At 54.7% G+C, this 18813-nt stretch carries 18 protein-coding genes and 1 tRNA gene; 18 read left to right on the top strand and 1 reads right to left on the bottom strand.

Annotation, left to right across the window (positions count from 1 at the left end):
- Nucleotides 1–278 precede the first annotated feature (278 nt).
- The 14 genes from IPL32_19515 (at nt 279) to IPL32_19450 (ending at nt 10915) form a co-directional block, all read left to right on the top strand.
- Entirely contained in the window at nt 279–794 is a 516-nt protein-coding gene (locus tag IPL32_19515) for a hypothetical protein (GenBank protein MBK8468008.1), read from the top strand.
- Nucleotides 775–1077, top strand: a complete 303-nt coding sequence (locus IPL32_19510) for a hypothetical protein (protein MBK8468007.1) — start codon at nt 775–777, stop codon at nt 1075–1077. The genes IPL32_19515 and IPL32_19510 overlap by 20 nt, the downstream gene beginning before the upstream one ends.
- A 128-nt stretch (nt 1078–1205) precedes the next feature.
- Nucleotides 1206–1284: transfer RNA gene (locus IPL32_19505), tRNA-Ile, on the top strand.
- A gap of 50 nt (nt 1285–1334) precedes the next feature.
- On the top strand, nt 1335–2684 hold the full coding sequence (locus tag IPL32_19500) for a hypothetical protein (protein MBK8468006.1): 1350 nt from the start codon (nt 1335–1337) through the stop codon (nt 2682–2684).
- A 13-nt stretch (nt 2685–2697) separates the two neighbouring features.
- On the top strand, nt 2698–4593 hold the full coding sequence (locus IPL32_19495; protein MBK8468005.1) for a hypothetical protein: 1896 nt from the start codon (nt 2698–2700) through the stop codon (nt 4591–4593).
- Between the two features lie 31 nt (nt 4594–4624).
- The gene (locus IPL32_19490; GenBank protein ID MBK8468004.1) at nt 4625–4945 is read left to right on the top strand and encodes a hypothetical protein; all 321 of its coding nucleotides are present in this window, start codon (nt 4625–4627) and stop codon (nt 4943–4945) included.
- A 20-nt stretch (nt 4946–4965) separates the two neighbouring features.
- The gene (locus IPL32_19485) at nt 4966–5811 is read left to right on the top strand and encodes a hypothetical protein (GenBank protein MBK8468003.1); all 846 of its coding nucleotides are present in this window, start codon (nt 4966–4968) and stop codon (nt 5809–5811) included.
- 48 nt (nt 5812–5859) lie between these two features.
- Entirely contained in the window at nt 5860–6822 is a 963-nt protein-coding gene (locus tag IPL32_19480) for a N4-gp56 family major capsid protein (protein MBK8468002.1), read from the top strand.
- A 109-nt stretch (nt 6823–6931) separates the two neighbouring features.
- Nucleotides 6932–7132 carry a hypothetical protein gene (locus tag IPL32_19475; GenBank protein MBK8468001.1) on the top strand — a complete coding sequence of 67 codons (201 nt, stop codon included), beginning with the start codon at nt 6932–6934 and terminating at the stop codon, nt 7130–7132.
- On the top strand, nt 7126–7491 hold the full coding sequence (locus IPL32_19470; GenBank protein MBK8468000.1) for a hypothetical protein: 366 nt from the start codon (nt 7126–7128) through the stop codon (nt 7489–7491). The genes IPL32_19475 and IPL32_19470 overlap by 7 nt, the downstream gene beginning before the upstream one ends.
- A gap of 143 nt (nt 7492–7634) precedes the next feature.
- Nucleotides 7635–7910: a hypothetical protein gene (locus tag IPL32_19465; GenBank protein MBK8467999.1), complete on the top strand. Its 276-nt coding sequence runs from the start codon at nt 7635–7637 to the stop codon at nt 7908–7910.
- 156 nt (nt 7911–8066) lie between these two features.
- Nucleotides 8067–9752, top strand: coding sequence for a hypothetical protein (locus IPL32_19460; GenBank protein MBK8467998.1), 1686 nt, complete (start codon nt 8067–8069; stop codon nt 9750–9752).
- A 161-nt stretch (nt 9753–9913) separates the two neighbouring features.
- Nucleotides 9914–10456, top strand: coding sequence for a hypothetical protein (locus IPL32_19455; protein MBK8467997.1), 543 nt, complete (start codon nt 9914–9916; stop codon nt 10454–10456).
- A gap of 12 nt (nt 10457–10468) precedes the next feature.
- The gene (locus tag IPL32_19450) at nt 10469–10915 is read left to right on the top strand and encodes a hypothetical protein (protein ID MBK8467996.1); all 447 of its coding nucleotides are present in this window, start codon (nt 10469–10471) and stop codon (nt 10913–10915) included.
- A gap of 377 nt (nt 10916–11292) precedes the next feature.
- Here the strand turns inward: IPL32_19450 and IPL32_19445 are convergent, their stop codons facing one another.
- Nucleotides 11293–11448 (bottom strand): hypothetical protein, encoded by a 156-nt coding sequence (locus IPL32_19445; protein MBK8467995.1) that lies wholly within the window; start codon nt 11446–11448, stop codon nt 11293–11295.
- Nucleotides 11449–11728: 280 nt separating this feature from the next.
- On the opposite strand from IPL32_19445, the gene IPL32_19440 reads away from it, so the two are divergent.
- From IPL32_19440 to IPL32_19425, 4 genes are all read left to right on the top strand, one after another.
- The gene (locus IPL32_19440; GenBank protein MBK8467994.1) at nt 11729–14236 is read left to right on the top strand and encodes a tail fiber domain-containing protein; all 2508 of its coding nucleotides are present in this window, start codon (nt 11729–11731) and stop codon (nt 14234–14236) included.
- A gap of 109 nt (nt 14237–14345) precedes the next feature.
- Nucleotides 14346–14705, top strand: coding sequence for a hypothetical protein (locus IPL32_19435; GenBank protein ID MBK8467993.1), 360 nt, complete (start codon nt 14346–14348; stop codon nt 14703–14705).
- A gap of 423 nt (nt 14706–15128) precedes the next feature.
- Nucleotides 15129–18581 (top strand): hypothetical protein, encoded by a 3453-nt coding sequence (locus IPL32_19430; protein ID MBK8467992.1) that lies wholly within the window; start codon nt 15129–15131, stop codon nt 18579–18581.
- Nucleotides 18574–18813, top strand: coding sequence for a hypothetical protein (locus tag IPL32_19425; protein ID MBK8467991.1), 240 nt, complete (start codon nt 18574–18576; stop codon nt 18811–18813). The genes IPL32_19430 and IPL32_19425 overlap by 8 nt, the downstream gene beginning before the upstream one ends.

Raw genomic sequence — 18813 nt, 5'->3', positions numbered from 1 at the left:
AGCCAACCGAATTCGCAAGCCAGCCCATTGGGCACCCACCTGTAACGAAAACGCCTGATTAGCAATGCGAAAGGGGTGGGGGTAGGGGCCGGTATAGGGCATAGCGCCAAATGGGGTTGACATCTCGCCCCAATACGCCGTTGGCTCCAAGCGCCTGGCTGTCAACGGTTTTGGTGGGGTTTGAAACGTCTGTTTGTGACGTTTCGTGTGACGTTAGAAGCACAACAGTAGCCAACGTGCTTGTTTCGGATGTGATTTCTTCTAGGGGGCCTCGACCGATGGACAACGAAAACTCAATCGACCAGACGCCCACGGCGTTTGACAAGAGGCCCGCTAAGGCCGCAGACCCCCTTGAAGAACTCACACCCAAGCAAAGATTGTTTATAACGCTGCTAATCGAAGGCAAGAAACCGCAAGACGCCTACGTCAAGGCCGGATACGAAGGGGACCCAGGCCACGCCGCTTACGTCCTAAAAAGCAGGTTAGACAAGCAGATTACCCTGATGGCTATGGCCAGGGGGACGACCAAGGCCGACCTAATCACGCAAATGCAGCAGCTCCACGAATTGCCGGTTGTCGATGGGGAGGGGGCCCCCGTCAAGGGAATCTCGATCCAGCATAAGCTAAGGCTGATCGACCTGCAAAATCGCATCCTTTCTGGTTTGCAAGACAGCGGTAGCGACATCCTGGGCATCCAAATCAACTTCGCAACGGACACTCCGGTTAAGCCGGTAGCTGTTGAAGCTCAAGTCATTTCGCGGGAGGACACACCAAGTGATAACAATCCCCTTTGAAATCGTGGCTTTAGAGTGGTTTTTAGAAAAACACCTCAGGGTTTGCTTGGAATCGCCCGACGCCATGGAGGCCCGGCTGATCCACGATGGCTGGCCCCACCACCTCGTGCTCTATGCGCGGGCGCTCATGGCCGAAATGACCGGGAAAGCCGGGGCAGGGCTCACCTGGCGCCCGGGTAAAACCCCGCTTGCCACGCCCGGCTGCGTTTTGGTAGCCGAAGCCAAGGCCGAAATCGCAGAAAAACCAAAAGAAACGCCAGATAGTGGGTTTGAGCCAGCCTAGAGTTTCTCAGCCCCCGCCAACCTTCAACGCTAAGGCCTCTCCCGATCGATTTGCGGGCCGAAAGCGTCTTCTGCCACCTCAGATAGCCAAACGGCAAACAAATCGCTAGAATCGCTTCTAATTGCTTTGGGCCTGTAGCTCAACAACGAGAGAGCCGCGGACCGATAAACCGCGTTGCTGCTGGTGCAACCCCAGTCAGGTCCGCCAATTTGTAACAAAAACTGCGTATTATTTGTGACAAGGGGGATAAGAGATTTATGGCGTCTTCTGTAGCGTTTACTCCTCACCCCTACCAGGCCATGGTGCTCAAGTCAACTGCGCGTTTTATTGCGGCAGTTACCGGGGTCCAAGGCGGGAAGACGACCTCAGGCGCCGTTTGGCTTATACGTGAGATCAAAGAAAGCTACGACGCGGGGAAACGCTGCGATTGGCTCATCGGCGCCCCCACGGTTAAGATTTTGCAGCAATCGACCATCCCCAAATTCAAAGAGTTCTTCAACAAGCTGGGCTGGGGCGATTTCAAAGAAGGCAAACAGGAATTTGAACTCAAGTGGGGCAACCGAATCTTCGTAAGGTCACTGGAAGATCCCGACCTGATCGAAGGTATGACCATTGCCGGGGCCTGGCTCGATGAAGCTGGGCAGATGAAGCACCAGGCTTGGATCAACGTCCAGGCGCGGGTGGCTATCGAACTTGGCCGGGTGCTGATGACCACGACGCCCTACGCCTGCAACTGGCTCCAGTCAGACGTTTACAACCGGGCCAACAAAATCAATGGCGTTGAGCAGCAGGGTGAGGGAAAAGAGAAAGACATCGAGGTTTTCAACTGGAGATCGGTAGACAATCCGGCCTTTGCCCAGGGCGAATACGACCGGGCCAAGCGCACGATGTCGAAAGAGATGTTTGAGCGCCGATACGAAGGGTCGTTCACACGCTTGGAAGGTTTGGTCTACAAAGATTTTGAAAAAGAACGCGACGTAATGAAAGCCTTTCACTTGCCGCCTGAGTGGAAGCGGTTTGGCGGTATGGACTTCGGCCACTCGACTGCCTCTGCGATTCTCAGCGTGGCAATGTCGCCCGAAGAGAAAGACGAGAAGGGAAAAGTAACGAAACCTTCGACGTTCTACGTTTACCGCGAGTTTTACAAAAAGCAACCGATGCTTCGTGAGATGGCCGAGTATATCAAGCTGGCCAATCACAAATACACCCTGGGAGATCCACGTGGCGCACAAGAAATGGCAGAGCTTTCCAAGGGCTTTGGCGCTCGTGGCATTATGGCGGCTGACAACGATGTCCAGGCAGGTATCGAACGCATTAAGAGCCTTTTCAAAGAAGGTCGGCTAAAGATCTTCTCTTGCTGCCCCAATACGATTGACGAACTTGAGAGTTACCACTACCAGTTGGACAATCCGGACAAGCCAACCCAGGACGCCCCGGTAAAAGTGCATGACCACGCGATGGACGCATTGAAGTATGCGTTCTCCCGCCAGCTTGACGGGATCTACCCTGACCGGGTGCACCACGCTGGCTACCAAATGCGACGCTTGAAGATCGACCTGCCACGACGCAGCGACTATAAGCCGCATGACTTTTTAACCGGATATTAGCGAGGATAAACCAATGGATTCCTATTCCAACCCTTCTGACCAACAAGCACCCGCCGCTGCCGCACAACCGGCCCTAGTCTCCCCCATCGAATATAAAGTCGGTGAGGGAGAAGCTACGATGCAGCAACAGGACGAGCTTGTCAGCAAGCACATGAGCCGCTACAACTCCTGGGCTACGTGGCGGCAGTCGATGCAAAACGTCTGGTATGAAATTTACCAGCTCTTCGTTGCGTCTGGTAGCCCCTCACGGGTTGCGACGCGGGCCAAGATTGTTGTGCCTGTGGTTTTCCAAATCCTCGAATCTGCCCTCCCCAAAATCGTCAATGTCTTGTTCGGTTCCCCCGACTGGCTAGGTGTCGTTTCGCGCAGCCAGAACAAACCGGTGGACCAGCGTATCCTTGACGCCAAGCGCGATCTTCTTCTCTACCAGCTTGATCTCGCCGATTATTTTACCCAGTTCCTGATCTTCTTAAAGCAGCTCCTGATGTATGGCACGTCTTACTTCCATGTCTACTGGAAAGTTAAGCGTGAGTGGGTCCACGAAGCGACGCCGATCCGCCAGCAGCAAAGCTACATGGGCACGGTCACGAAAGAGAACGCGCTTACGTGGGAAAAGCAGCTGGTTTATAAAGTTGTCGAACGGCGCCCCTGCTTAGAAGTTTTGGACATCGATGCGGTCTATCCTGACCCAGATGCAAAGGACATGGAAAGCGGCGCTGGCGTTTACGTGCGCTCCTTAATCGCCTTGGATGAGTTCAAAGAACTTTGCCAGGGCAGCTACCCGATGTATGCGAACTGTGCGAAGGTCGTTGAGACCACGCAGGCGGTTAAAGACTCAGACGTAGTTCTCCAACGCAAAGCAGCTCGTGGGACAGCAACGCCCACTCCTACGTCTCGTGGCGAGATGGTTGAGCTCCTGACCTTCTGGGGCCGCGAAGACCTCGATGGCGACGGCATCCGCGAAGAAGTCCAGCTCGTCATCGCCAACAAGTCAGTTTTGGTTAAAGCAATCCGCAACCCGTTTGAACATCAGAAACGGCCTATCGTGCGCGGCGTTCTTTTCCCAGTTCCCAATGAGTGGTATGGAATGGGGCTCATCGAACCGGTTATCCCGCTCATCCGTGAGCTGAACACCATACGTAATCAGAACATCGACATGAACAACCTGATTATCAACCGCATGTGGAAAGTGAACGTCAATGCGGATGTCGATCTGGAAACTTTAATCTCCACGCCGAACGGTATTATCTTGACCGGCGATATGGAAGGCGTTACTCCGGTGGGGCAAGACCCTATTCCGCAGTCGCCGCAAGAAATGTCCGCGCTGATCCAAGCCGACATCGACAACACCGCTGTGCCAAAGTCAATTCAAGGTTCGCCCACCAGTGGCGCTCTTGGCCGGACAGCTCGCGGTGCTCAGATGATTATCGGGCAAGCCCTTGAGAAGTTTGGCATGGGTTCGAAGCTCTTGGAAGAATCAGTTATCAGGAAATGCCTCACGATGTGCGATCAGCTTAATGCGCAGTTCCTCGACTCCGATGAAGTCTTGATGGAGTTTTATGGGGACTTGTTGGCTGACGCAAACGTGGAGTTGCCGATTCGCCTGACACCGGAAGAAATTCGCACACAGGTTTCTTTCAAGATCACTGGCGTGTCCGAGACGATTACCTCTGAGGCCACGATTAACCAGTTGGTCGCGTTTACCAATACCTTTAAGGGCCTGCCGTTCGATTGGGCCTCCGTAGGACAGACAATGTGGAAGCTGATGCGTATCAATGCCCCCTTCCCCGCGCCGGTCGAAGTTGCACCAGCGCCGCTGCCTACCGAAGGTCAGCCCGTTCAAGGCCAGGACGCGGTTAGCGCCCAAGTCGCCCAGAACGGAGCGAGCGGTCTGCAAGTTCCGCAATAGCTAATTAGCGAATCTAGGGGGAAACGCTAAAATGAACTTAGACGATCAAGAGAAGGGTCTGAACAGGCTGGTGAGCGAAGCAGCCACCGTAAGAGCGCTAATGACGCACCCTGGCATGGAATTTATGAAGAAGCGCCTGGAAGCAGACGCTGGAAAAGATTACCGAAAATGGGCAATGGAGCTGAACCCGGCAGAAGCCGAAAAGTTTCGCTTACGTGCCCAAGGTTACGAACTGTTCTTTGCAGAAGTAAAAGAAGTGCTACTGCGCGGTGAGCAAGCCGCCAGGCAGTTAGCCAATTTAGACTCGTTGAAACGCGACGAGCGCACCATAGTCGATCAACCCCCCGCTTAAAGCGGACAAGGAGCATCACAATGGAAAACGAAACACCCGAAGTAAACGCCAGTGTGGACAATTCGCAACCTGCTTCCTCTGTGGAGCAAACGAACCCGGCACCGGCGGCTGTCGTTCCGAACACACCGACTGAAAGTAGCCCCAATGCTGTTCCCGCCACAAAAGCTACGAGTAATCCGGTTGCCGGACAGGCTGATCAAAGCCCCGTTCCACCGATGGATAAGAATTATCAAGAGCTTCGCAGTTGGACTACGCGCGTCTCACAGCAAAACGCTGACATGCGGAAACAAATGGAAGCGCAGACGGCCAAGATTAAAGAGATGGCCGACTTGATAACCAAGGCGACGGAAAAGCCGTATGATCCTGATCAGTTCATGGAGGAGTTTAGGGCCAAAGGGCCAGAGTTCCTCAAGAGCCACCTCGAAACTGCTTGGAAGCAGAGGGAAGAAAACTACTTGTCGCAGATTGGGCAAGTTCGCCAAGAATTAACGGCCCTCCGCGTGACCAACACGGTCAACGCGATGCGCGCCGACACAGCTAAGTATCCCGACTTCGCGAAACTCGAAGACGACATGCAGAAGCTGCTCGATTCTGGTGTTATTCCTGAAGCTGACATCCAGTCGAAGTCTGAGGCTGATCTTCTTGTGCAGCTCTACCAGATAGCAAAGCTCCAACACAGTCAAGAAGCGATTAAGGCTGCGGAAGCAAACGGTCGCAAGGCCGCTGAAACAGAACTCGCGAGAGAGGCCAGAACAGGCGTCGCGGGAGGCGGGAGAGTTGTAGGTCAAGTGACTCCCGATATTAAAACTATGACCTCTGCTCAGATGAAAGCCAATGCGTCGGCTCTCGGCTGGGACGTGGAATAGGATTAAGCGGTAGAGTCCTGACTACCTTAATCTCTCAGGAGAATTATCATGGCTGCTAATACGATTGGAACGCAAGCTGCTGTTGGAAACACATATGCTGATCCAGGAATTTTCTACGATAAAGTGTTCTTGGAGCGGCTTATGCCGAATCTGGTGTTTGAAGATCTCGGACAAAAGAAACCTCTTCCCAAGAACGCCGGGACGATGGCTAAATTCAGCCGGGTCAACAAACTGACTGCGGTTGGCACGTCCCCGACAGCTGCTTCTTATCTGTTGACGGAAAACGCGACCCCCGCCGTGACCCAAATGGCGACCACGCAAATCTCGGTGGAGCCTCTGTCCTACGGGCAATGGGCGCAGGTGTCGTCTGAATTGAAATGGAAATCAATCAACCCCATCATGGAAGAGTTCGCGAAAGAGCTCGGCGACAACGCCGCTGCTGTTTACGATTCTGTGATTCGCACTGCGTTGTCTGGTAACTTGACGAACCAGTTCGCTGGTGGAGCTGTGAACGAAGCGGCTGTTGCTGATGCATCCGTTCTCTCCCCCGCCGAAATCCGCAAAGCCGTCTACACCCTCCGCAAGGCGGGCGTCCCCGGCTTCGACAAAAACCTGTATCGTGGCTTGATTCACCCCGCTGCGGTGCTCGACTTGCAAGCGGATACTGCTGCTGGCAGCGTCACCGACATCAAGAAATACACCGACAACAGCGAGATCCTTCGCGGCGAAATCGGGACCGTTTATGGTTGCCGATTCGTGATGGGGCAGAACGTGGGAACTGGGACCGGCCTGACCGATACCACCTACCACACGTATATCTTTGGCCGTAACGCCTTCGGGATCACCGAATTGGCTGGCCACGGAGTGGAAATGATCCGCAAAGAGCCGGGCGCGAACGATACGTCGAACCCGCTCAACCGGTTCTCCACTGTGGGTTGGACCTTCATTCAAGCCTCCAAAGTTTTGGATGCTGCTCGTGGGATCCAAATCTACAGCGGGTCTGCCGTCTGATTGAAGCCCAGCTTCGGCTGGGAAAGTAGTGCCTTTACCTTGCCTCTGGATTCCCCCTCTGGGGGCAAGGCTAAGGGCATTAAAGATTCGGGGGAGGAACACAATGTCGATGTATAGGATTAGGGCGAGCACCGAACTGCTGGACTTAATGTTTGGTTTGCCGAAGGGTTACACGTTTACGCCGAACGACGGGACAGACGGTGACGTTGTGCTGTTTATAAGGCACGACGATGGCAAAGACGACTACGGATTCACGGATGCTACGGTTTGCCGAGTCAAAGGTAAGGACGCCGAGGTGACGCCATGTTAGCCGGTGAATTCGAGCGTAATCTCCGCAAACTGAACTCTAAGCTCCGCATATTCTGCGGCGATGATGATTCACGAGCGGCAGGTGTCTTCTACATTAAGAACGGCGAATACGAGCACATTTGTGGCGTGGACAAGAACTGGGTTGGCGAGTATCCGGTCATAAGAAACAACGGGATGCTGGAGCGGTCTGGCTGGCGCCGGGTTCTGCGAATCCTGATAAAAGAAGGCTACTGCACGCGAGAGCGGGCTGAGCATGTCTTCAACGTGAACTTAAAGACTTCGCTGTTTCGGCTGGCCGCAAAGCAAGGGAAACCCAAGCGCGACCTGATTAATCGCTATTGTGTAGGGGGAAATCTCTAATGCCTGACTTTTCAATTCCAGGGGCTCTGAGCTCTGGGCCAATGTGCAATAAACACGGGGCGATCTTCTATCGTGGTTCTGAACCTTGGTGTCCAGCCTGCGATCAAGAAGCTCAGAAAGCAGCTCGGGGGGAAGTTGAAGCAGTGCCGGTCGAAGATCCAGGATCGGAGGCACTAGAGGCCATAAACAAGGCGGCAGCGGCTGGGACACTCCCAATACCGCAAACGCCCAGCAAATCGAGTCCTAAGGCCCTTCCCGCGCTTCCAGTTGTGGCTGGGCTGTCGTTTGAGGAGCACGTAATCAAAGCAGTTGAATTTCTACAGAAAGCGCCCATGCCGGGGAACATGGCGCAGTTTAAGCTGGTCAACAACGCCGTTAAAAGCCTAACTAAAGCCATTACCCCTACAGAGGAGAATTAAATGTCTACCACGTATGCGAATGTCATGATTCAGGATTTAGAATTCACGGAAAAGAGCCTTGGGCTCAACGTCAAAATCACCTACGTCAGCGACCGGGTGGGCGCGGGTGCGTCTATTGAAACTCATGATGAAGGGGAGCACGTTATTGAAGTGCACATGGATCCGGCGCTTACTACAGCTGCAGAAATTAAAGCTGCGGTCGAGGCTCACCCACAGGCGAACTCGTGGGTAGCTGTAACGGTTACCGGTTCTGCCTCGAATGTCCAGCTTTCTGTGGTCGAAGCACCTTTGGCTGGTGGAGCGGCAGTTGCCACTGCTTCCGCGTCGTTTGGCCCTATTTTGTTTACGGCGATTGCGAGCGGAACGGCTGGGAACTCTGTTCGTATTCAGTACGTGGATGACGTTGCTGTTGACGTTGCTGTGTCTGGAAATGATATTACGGTTTCGTTTATTGACGGTGTGTCAACGGCTAACGAAGTAGCGGCGGCGATTAACGCTGACGTGGAAGCAAATCTTCTGGTTACGGCGAAGTCTGACGGTCACATTCCCATGCTTGTAGTTCACTGCGCCAGCTTGACTGCCCTTTCTGGCGGCGCGGCTGCTGTTGCTCCTTCCGTTGAAGTCCAAGACCTTACCTTTGCCTCTGACACTACGGGGACCAGTGACAACGACTCCACAATTAATTATACGACTGGTGCTACGGCTGGCACCGAGGTTGTGACGGTTTCTGGGCAGAGCGTCTCTGTGCAGATTGAGAATGGTGTCTCGACGGCCACGCAGATTAAAGCGGCCTTTGACGCTTCGACTGCTGCCAACGGCACGAAGGCGGCTGGCACTGCTACTGTGGTTAGCTACGCGGCGCTCGCGCCTGTGGCTGCCGTTGCGGCGACTGGCAGCGTCACTTATGGTGTGCCCGTTGCCGACGACACAGTTACTGTAAACGGCACTACCTTCACCTACGTGGCTGCTGCGCCAGGAGCTGGAGAATTTTCCACGATTGGCGAGCTAGAAGCCTTGGTTGAGGCGGTTACCGGAGTAAACTCTTCCGAGAATGGCACGGTGGTGGCGATTACTGCTGCTGTGGCAGGTGTTGCCGGAAATGCTATTACCCTTGCTCGCGCAGGTGCTGGCACCCTGGCTGTGTCCGGTGCGACCCTTACGGGTGGGGCCGAAGCCATCGCTGGCAAATCCGTGACCGTTGCGGGCCATGCCCTGGTTGCTGGAGTGGACTTCACAGCTGAAACCAGCAACGAAGTGACGGCTGAAAACCTGAAAGACGCGATTCATGCCTTGACCGAGGTCAACGCCACCCGCACGGACAACATCGTCACCGTGGAAGCGGCGAACATTGGGGTTGCTGGCAACGCTATCACATTAGCAACGACTGGTGGTGCAGCCCTTACCCTTAGTGGTGCGTCACTCTCTGGTGGGCTCGATGGGTGGGAATGCACGATTAGCGGGACGGGTAGCACGGCGCAAATTACCGTTAACGAAGCCGCCACGTCCGGCGCTGCGGCTCCTAGTGGCACGTCATTTCTGATGACTGAGGCCGAACGCACAATCAAAGAAAACTACTTCGTCTACCAGTTCGGGTTTATTCCAAGCCGCCTGCGCATTAAGAACACTGATCCGTCTGGTGAAAACATCCTCGTGATCTCCTACGACGGCGTTAATCCGGCTGTGGCCCTTGCTGCTGGTCAAGAACTTCTGCTCGACAGCGCGGGAATTAGCATCCCCCATGCCGTTGCGTTGAAGTATACGACCGGGGCACCCGCCTACGTTATTGAGGCATCGGCCATCGGACCTAACCTGTCTGATCCAACTGCTCCCGAAGAAGATTAAAGGAGCATCCAATGCAAGCATCTGAAATCATTTCTGACTGCCGGTTCGAACTCCTGGAGCCCATCCCAGGATTTTGGACCGACGCAGAGCTTCTGAACCAAATCAACAAGGCCCAACAGGATTACGTGAATCGAACGCGAATCCTGGAGAGTGAGGCCACGATGGACACCGAGGCTGGGCGTAATTCCTACGTCTTGCCGGATGACTGGTTGGCCACGAAAGCTGCGTTCTACAACCTCGACACGCCAGCCGTTACCCCCGATGTGAAGGGGTGGCGGCGACTGGAAGCAAGCAGCTTAGAGAAGACGGGGCAGCAAACTCCCGACTTCTTGACCACGCGAGTCGAGGATTGGGGCGACCCGGGCAAATACTTCATCTGGGGCCGAAACATGATGTTGGTTCCCACACCGAAGGAAGACGGCCACAGCATCCGAATCTACTACAAAGCCAAAGCCGCCAACGTGACTGATGTTGCCGCCTCAATCGCCATTGACGACAGCCTTGCCGGAGCAATTCGAGCGTGGGTGTTGTGGAAAGCGTGGACCAAAGAGAAAGAGTTTGAACTTGCGCAAAGGGAAGAAGCACGGTATATGCAGTATGTGCGCGACGGACTACGGTTTGTGAAGCTGCAAGCTGGCGACCGAGCCAATCAGATCGACCTGCGAACCTCTTCGCGGTTTACGCAGAACGGCCAGTGGGCCTAACAGGAGATAGACATGAAATGCACCGATCAAGCTGGTATTTCTGGAAGGTTCCACATTGTCTTGAAAGGGCCGGACGGGCAGATTAAAGACGAACGCGACATCAAGAACGTCATCACGACCGCTGGGAAGACCTTCCTGGCGACGTGGCTCGCGGCTGCTTCCCAGGCTGCTCCCTGGATGAACTATATCGGGATCGGGACTGGCACCACGGCTGTTGCTGCTTCTGATACGATTCTGGAGACTGAGCTGATCCGCAAAGCTGCGACCATCACCTCGTCCCTCAACGTGTGGCAGTCACAGGTCGTGTTTAATGCGGGGGAAGGAACCGGAGCCATTACTGAGTCTGGTGTTCTTTCCCAAGCTGTTGCTGGAACGCTGATGTCTCACCAAACCTTTGCGGTTGTGAACAAAGGCGCGTTGGACAGTTTGCAGATCACTTGGGCTATTACTTTCGCATGATTCGCGTAGTAAACAAGTAAGGATTCTATAGTGCCCGCCAAGCCTCTTCCCGCTGGGGAACGCTCAAATCGGCGGGCCACTCTTTCGTAGTTTTAGGAGAAACCACAAATGGCTATCTGGCCCACAGGCGTTGCGTCTGACTCGAACCTCTACATTGCCAAGAACAACCTATCCACGACACTGGTCGGCGCAATCGACGCAGTGACGACATCCCTTACTGTGGTGGACGCTTCGGCGTTTCCCGCAGTAGGGTTTTTGACGATTGGGACTGAGGCCATCTCCTACACGAGCTGGACCGGCAACGTGCCCAACGGAGTCGTGCGCGGTGCTGACGGGACGGTTGCCGCCTCCCACCTGAATGGGACCGCTGTCAACCACTACGCCGTTGCGGCCCACCACAACGCCCCCAAAGACGAAATCATTGCCATTGAAACCCAACTCGCCGCTGAGATGGCTGCGACCAAAGAGCCCACCGGTTTCCCCGACGCCTCGACGACCACGATCTCTGTGGTTGACGGTACACGCACGTTCACGATTGCTCCTACCGGCGCCAGCTTTGACGTTTACGTGGCCGGTAAGAAATATACCAAAACATCCGAGTCTGTGGTGTTTGCCGATACCGAGGGCGTCTGGTTCTTCTACTATGATGCCTCAGGAGTCCTGACGGCCAGCCAAACGGCTTGGGACTTAGCCCTCACCGCCCCTGTCTCCTTGCTTTACTGGAACGCCACGGATAGCGTATCCCTCGACTTAGCCGACGAGCGCCATGGTTCGGCTATGGACTGGGCTACCCACCAGTATCTCCACTCCACCGTGGGGACTCGCTTTGTTGACGGACTCGCCGCTAGCGGATACGTTCTTAACTCTGCCGTCAACGCTGACGTGCGCTTTGCGTTCTCTGCTGGACATATCTCGGATGAAGACCTTCGAATCACGATTGCCGCGCAGACCGAGCCAGCCCAAATCCCCGTCTTCTCTCGTGCAGGCGTAGGTGGTTTGTGGAAACGCGCAACTGCCACCGACTACCCTTACCTGACCACAGGCACGGGCCGCATTGCTTACAACCTGGACACCGCCGGAACTTGGTCCCAAGCCGAGGTCTCCAATGGTGACTTCTGTGCCTACTGGATCTTTGCGACCGATGGGAAGAACTTCCCTATTATCTCCATCCAGGGCCAACGCCAGGACACCTCTCTGGCCAACGCCCAAAACAACAACCTTTACGAGAGCTTGGCGTTTGGGACGCTCCCCTATGCCGAAATGAAGCTCCTCTATCGCGTTATCGTCCAAACCAGCAACGCTTATGGCTCGACGATGAAAGTGCGCGTCGTTGACGTTCAAGACCTGCGCTCCGTATCCAATCTCCCTTCTGGCTCATATGTGGCAACGGATCACGGGAGTTTGTCTGGCCGCACCGCTGCGGGTAGCCACCCGGCCTCGGCCATCTCCAACACGCCTGCGGGAACGATTGCGGCCACTGACGTGCAGGCTGCGATTGACGAGCTTGACACCGAGAAGCAAGCCGCCCTAGGTTTCACTCCCGAGAACGTAGCCAATAAGTCAACTGACGGAACCCTTGTGGCCAATAGCGCTACGCTTTACCCAAGCCAGTCGGCTGTGAAGACCTATGCCGACACTAAAGCACCTATTGCGTCACCATCATTTACGGGGAGCGTGTCGGTGAACGCAACTGATCTGTTTGTTGACAGTGTTAACCACCGTGTCGGTATCGGGACAGCCAGTCCTGCCACGGAACTTGAAATCGTTACAAATGACACATCACCAACTCTACGCCTATACCGCACCGGCACATTCTCCGGAACCGACCAGGTCGGATCACTTTCCTTCGGCTACGCCGGCGACTCTTTAGCAAGTGTCACTGTATTCCGTGATGGAGCGAATGACGCGGGGGCCCTCACGTTAGGCACACAGTCGACAGGTGGAGGTATTACTGAGAGACTGCGCATAGGTAGCTCAGGACTGGTAACTGCTCCCGGCGTTTACTCCAACACTGACGCCTCGGCAGCCAACGTCTACGTGGACAGCTCAGGGAACCTTAAGCGATCTACGGCTTCTGGTGGTGGTGGTAGTGGGACGGTAAACTCCAGTGTAGCTGGCCACGTCGCCGTTTACCCATCGACGGGAACTACGGTGGAAGGCCTAGCCGATCTGACTGCGATAGCCGGGTCGTTAATCATAAAAGATACTACGTCGATAGGCTCCGTTGATCTCTCTGCCATATCCGGCAACTCTGCTGCCGGTCGTGTGGCCCGTATAATGGTTAACTCTGCAAGTTCTAGCGGTTCCGGCGGGGGCGGCGACGCCTATCTAACGCTCTCGTCGGATCTCCCGTCCGGCTCGTCTACCACTAATTACGTGCTCGGCATCGACGTGACGGATGATAGCGCACTTGTTTTAGGCGCCGGGTCGGGAGTCCCCGGCAACGTAAACCTACTAAGGTTTGATAGGGCTAGCGGTCAGATGGACGTGAAGGGTACTGGGTCAGCGGGCGTGCCGCGTCTGGTTCTTGCTGGCGACACCAACACCGGCATCTGGGCACCCGCCGCCGATACGTGGGCGGTTTCCACCAACGGGACGGAGCGCCTTAGAATCAAGTCAGACGGAAAAGTCGGCATTAATCGAACACCAGCCAACTATCGCTGTGAAATCCTTGAGGCTGACGCCAACACAAACATCACGCAGTATCCGCTCGCCCTCATCGGCAGCACTACTGGCACTGCGGCTGCCGGTTTAGGGACTGGGCTGATCTTCGTTGGCAAGTCGTCTGATGGGAGCCATTACGACAACCTCTACATCGAAGCCAACCAGTCTGCCGTTGGGTCAGGGTCTCAAAGTGTTGACTTCGTAATCAAGTCACGTAAAGCCGGGTCGTTCACAACACGTTTTACGATCTTCGGGGCAACCAGCTACGTTCAAGCAATCGGTGTTTACCAGCAAACAACTGCCAGCGCAGCCAACGTCTACGTGGACAGCTCAGGCAACATCATGCGCTCCACGTCGTCGTTACGCTACAAAACGGCGATTGCCGAAGTAGCCCAAGACGAAGCAGCCAAGCTGCTCGACTTAACACCTGTGACCTACGCCTCGTTGTGCGAAGGTGACAATAAAGAAGAACGGCACTACGGGTTCATCGCCGAAGAGCTCGACCTGCTCGATCCAGTCTTGGTCAATTACAAGACCCTCGAAGACGGCACGAAGGTGGCCGATGGTGTGCAATACGAACGTGTGGTTGTTGGGCTTCTCAAGCTGGTGCAAGACCTCACCAAACGGGTGGCGGACCTCGAAGCAAAGCAGGCATAAGATGTATAACACCGCCTTCTATAACTCAGCGCAATACAACACTGGTGGCGGGCTATTCGTAGAGCTTCTCCTATCCGAGACGAGCACCATCTCGGAAGTGTTGCGGAAGATGCCGTCGCTGTCCATCTTTGCTGAATCAGTCACCGCTGCGGACACCGTTGCAAAGTCAATTCTCCTGATCTTAGACCTTGCCGAGTCCTTTGGCATCAGCGACGTAGTCATCAAGGAGATACGGATGGAGCTGGATCAGGCTGTCAACCTAGGCGACGGCGCATCAACCCAAAACCAGCGAACGTTCACTGAATCAGTAACCCCTGATGATACGCTCTTGGGCCAGGCCATCAAGACCTGCTTGGAGTTTCAGTTCTTGTTTGATACGGTCGAGTTTAGACGTGAGAAGACCCTTGGCGAAACCGTGAAGCTGAACGATTGGTTGACGGTTGGAAAAGATAGTAACCCGTGGAGTTAGGAGCCCTTTTCTATGAAACGTGCGAAAATTAAACTTCCTCAGCAGGCGTGGGGCAGCACCGTAAGCAAATACGGGCCGGACAGCTCCAAGGTCGGCGTCGATTCGTTTACCGAAGGCACCAAGAACATTGACACCTACCTCAAAGGCGATATCATCAAGCGTGAAGCGCCCATTGTCTATGGCACTCCTACCGGCCCAATTAAGGACCAGTTTGAGTCCGTCTTCTCGGACGGAACTCATCATATGCTTGTTATGGGAAGCGGAACCTTACAGTACAGTTCGGGCTCCGGCACGTTTAATAGTGTAACCTCTGGCTACTCCGCGATTGGGAATATGGAGTTTGCCGCCTACTCCGACCGCGTATATTTCGGCAACGGTATCGACGAACCCCAGGTCTACGACCGCACACAGATTTATGGTGGGGTGGGAGCCGAGGTTAAGGCCACTGGCTTTATCACCTTCGGTGTGCCCGTTGCCAACGACACTGTTATTGTCAACGGCACCACCTTCACCTATGTGGCGGCGGCTCCGGCGGCCAACGAGTTCACGAACATTGCCGAATTAGAGGCGCTAGTCGAGGCTGTCGCCGGTCTCAACTCCACTGAAAACGGCACCACTGTCTCCATCACATCCACGCTCGTGGGTGTGCTCGGCAACGCCCAAACGCTTGCCCTTGGTGGCGGAAACACTGGCACGATGGTCATTAGCGGCGCTACCCTCACTGGTGGCGTCGATCCTGTTGTTGTGCCTAAAACGAAGGCTATGGGCCTTGCGGTGCCTTCTGCTGCACCTACGACTGCCCTGGTGGTTGATTCTACGGCGAACCAGGTTCCCGCTGGCGCCCACACGTATAAAGTCACGTTTCTCTACTACGATTTTGAAGAAAGCAACGGGAGCCCTGCTTCCACCCCAGCCGTGACCACGGACGCTACTCATACGTCTGTGGCCCTTACGGCTATTCCTGTTGGCGGCTACGGCGTCACGGCTCGCAAGATCTACCGCGACGACACCGACGGCGTTTGGCGCCTGGTCGGAACTGTGGATAACAACACCGCTACGACCTTTACGGACACGGCCTCGATTGGGACGGTCGTGATCCCGGCTGACAACAACCCTCCACGCGACTTTAGCCTGATCGTTCAACACAAAGACCGCATGTGGATGGCTGGAATTGCTGGCGACCCATCTGAGCTCGACTTCTCCGAAGCCAGCCTGCCGGACATCGTTCTTTCCACCAACACCATCCTCTGTAACCCTTCCGACCCGATCACTGGGTTGGCAGTTTACAACGACCGGGTGGTTGTCTTTAATCGAAATAGCTTTGGGCAAATCTTTGGCACCACAGCCGACACGTTCCGCTACTCCGAAGTGCCCGGCTCCATCGGATGCGTGGATAATCGCACGATTCAAGTCTCCACAATCAACGGCGTGCCTACCCTGATCTGGCTCTCGGCCAAGGGGTTCTATCGGTTCAACGGATCCACGGTTGACTATATCTCGGACGATATCGAAGACCAGGTGCGCTTTAACCTTCAACAGGCAAACCAAGTCAAAGGCTCTAACTCCCAGTCTACCCAGAGCGACTTCCAGGCTGGAACGAGCTCGACTGGTATCGACACTGACATTATTCCCGGGTCCCTGACGACTCGTGGGCAGCTGCTCAATGGTGTGCCTACCAACAACCCTCTGGCCTCGCTCGATACCCAGGCTGAGTGGGAGACTTTCTCTGCCGCAGGCGCGGTCGTCACCCGTTTGCCCAGCCTACAGAATAAGCTGGCGTCGGCGATTCAAACCGACGTCAAGGCGTCTACGTGCACACTGAGCGGGTTGGAAGGGATTAACGGAAACTTTGACATCCAGACCCCCGCACACATTGGGTTCACTGGAGAGTCCCACCCATCGACCGGGATAAGCACGGATTTCAACACACAGTATGTTTTCGTAAACGGCGCTCTTCCTAGGCGGCTGGCCTACCCCGTTAATCTAGCGCGATCGGGAAACCTTACAGGCTTTTCCATCCCGCAGATAGGATTCTACAACGAACACAACCCAGTAGAGTTCACAATCAGAGTATTTTCGGATGCTTTGGGAGTCCCCGCTGCGCAATTAGCTACGACGAGTCAGTATAGCGTTGGGCCGTTCCCGTTTAACTCTATTACGTCAATCTCTGTAAGCAGTCTTTCACTCCCGATGCCTGCTGGTAAATCGTGGATTGTGTTTAATATTGACTCTAACGTCAACCAGATACTCCATATACCTACCGCCTCAGCACAGTGGTCGGGCGGCTACGATGTAAAAGGAAGTTCCAACCCGTCTGTGGGCGGTCCCTGGGGAACGTGCCTCCTGGGTAACTCGTCACCTATTGCAAATTCTGCCGCAGCGTTCACGTTTGAGGAAAACGCCGTTGCCTCCGCCGGAACATTTACGAGTCAGATCATCGATACAGGGATACTTCCACAAGCGCAGGCTGTGACTATCCAAAATGTTGGAACAAATCCTATGGCGTGGGGAGGGGTTTACGACAAGTCCGGAAGCATTTTCGTTGAACAGGCAGACTCGGATGACATGATAACTGGGCTGGTTGCTTCAACCCCGGTAGTGAATCCCACCCAGACACAAGGATACACGTTCGCGCTGACAAAGCGCTATTGGAGGATTAAAGGAACCCTACAGACAAACGACGACCGCTACCCTGCTCAGTTGCCGTGGTTCTACTTTAGGCCACCCACAGACGTTACGTGGGAAAGCCCGGCGATTGACTGCTCAGCTGACGTAACATCTTATGACACCCCGGCCGAAGTAAAAAGCGTCGCTATTGGAGGACAAGCTACCCTAACCGTCGCAACCAGTGATGACGACATCACGTATACAGCTTACGGTAGCATCGGTAGTGCCCTCGTGAAGCGGTATATCAAATTCAAATACCATCTTGTTTCGGCCACTGGATGGGACAGCGCATCATACGTGAGTTCTCTGACGTTCAGCTACAAGCTCGCCCCCGTATGGGAAAGTCGGGCCATTGACCTGGGTGCTGCGCCCGAAGGATGGGACGTTCTACAAGTCAGCTCAGACCTGAACGGTGGAACGCTTAGCTACGAAATGAAGTCAGCGGCAACGTCTGGTGGGCTCGGGGCAGCTTCTTACGTAGTTGTAACGCCCGGCTCGTTCCCAAATACTGTGCCCCTTAATCCGTGGGTCCAGTATAGAGTCTCATTTACGTCTGAGGCTGGTAAAGTGCCGGTTGTGCAGTCTTTAACTACGAACTGGTTCATCAAACTCGTGGCCTCTACCCGAGCAGCCAGCTTGTTCTACTTCCGAACCTACTATGCTTGCTTGGCCGAGTATAACAATCCGACCAACAACTTAATGTTGGTTCTCGATCCCAACGGCAACTGGCGGATTCACCGGGATCTAAATGCAGTGACGTTTGGTTTCTTCTTCCAAGACCCCTACTACGGCGACGCAGTAGACGGCAAGATTAAGAAGCTCCTGGGCGGCATCAACGAAGTCGTCAAGCTGGACGTGCGAACCAAAGCCTTCGACTTCGAGGACGTGACAAAAGCTAAGATCCTCCGCCAAGCATACCTGGTGGTTGGAAATACCGGCGCAACTTACCGGGCCTTCGTCTCTGCCGATCAGGGCCAAACCTTCACACCTCTGGTTGACGCAAAGGGCTTGACAGTCTGGCAGGTTCCAGACGACGGCGGAACGGGTATTACGTCGAAACGCCTCGTGCCTGATTGGTCTACGCCGACCGGGTTCACTGGCAAAACACTGATGTTGAAGATCACCGAAGAAACTGAGAAGCAAGCGTCGATTCAAGAGATCCACGTAGACGCATACGTCAGGGACAGAGGAGAACTGATCGATGGCTAGACTAGTTCCGAGGCCTTTGTCGCCTCCGGCGCCGGAGCTGACGGACTTCACAGTAAATATCCAGCAAAATCTGGAAGAGATTTTCCAGATTGGGCATGGGCACGACGTGAGGACCACAGCTCCGGCAGCAACAGAAGGATCAATCGGCGACGTGTTTCCGGTTTTCGACGGCACGACTTACAAACTCTACGTGAAGTTTTCAACTGGCTGGAAATCAGTCCAGTTGTCCTAG

It is taken from the genome of Chloracidobacterium sp., assembly GCA_016711345.1.
In the GTDB taxonomy this organism is placed as follows: Bacteria; Acidobacteriota; Blastocatellia; order Pyrinomonadales; family Pyrinomonadaceae; genus OLB17.
This window is presented reverse-complemented; position numbering and strand designations above follow the sequence as displayed.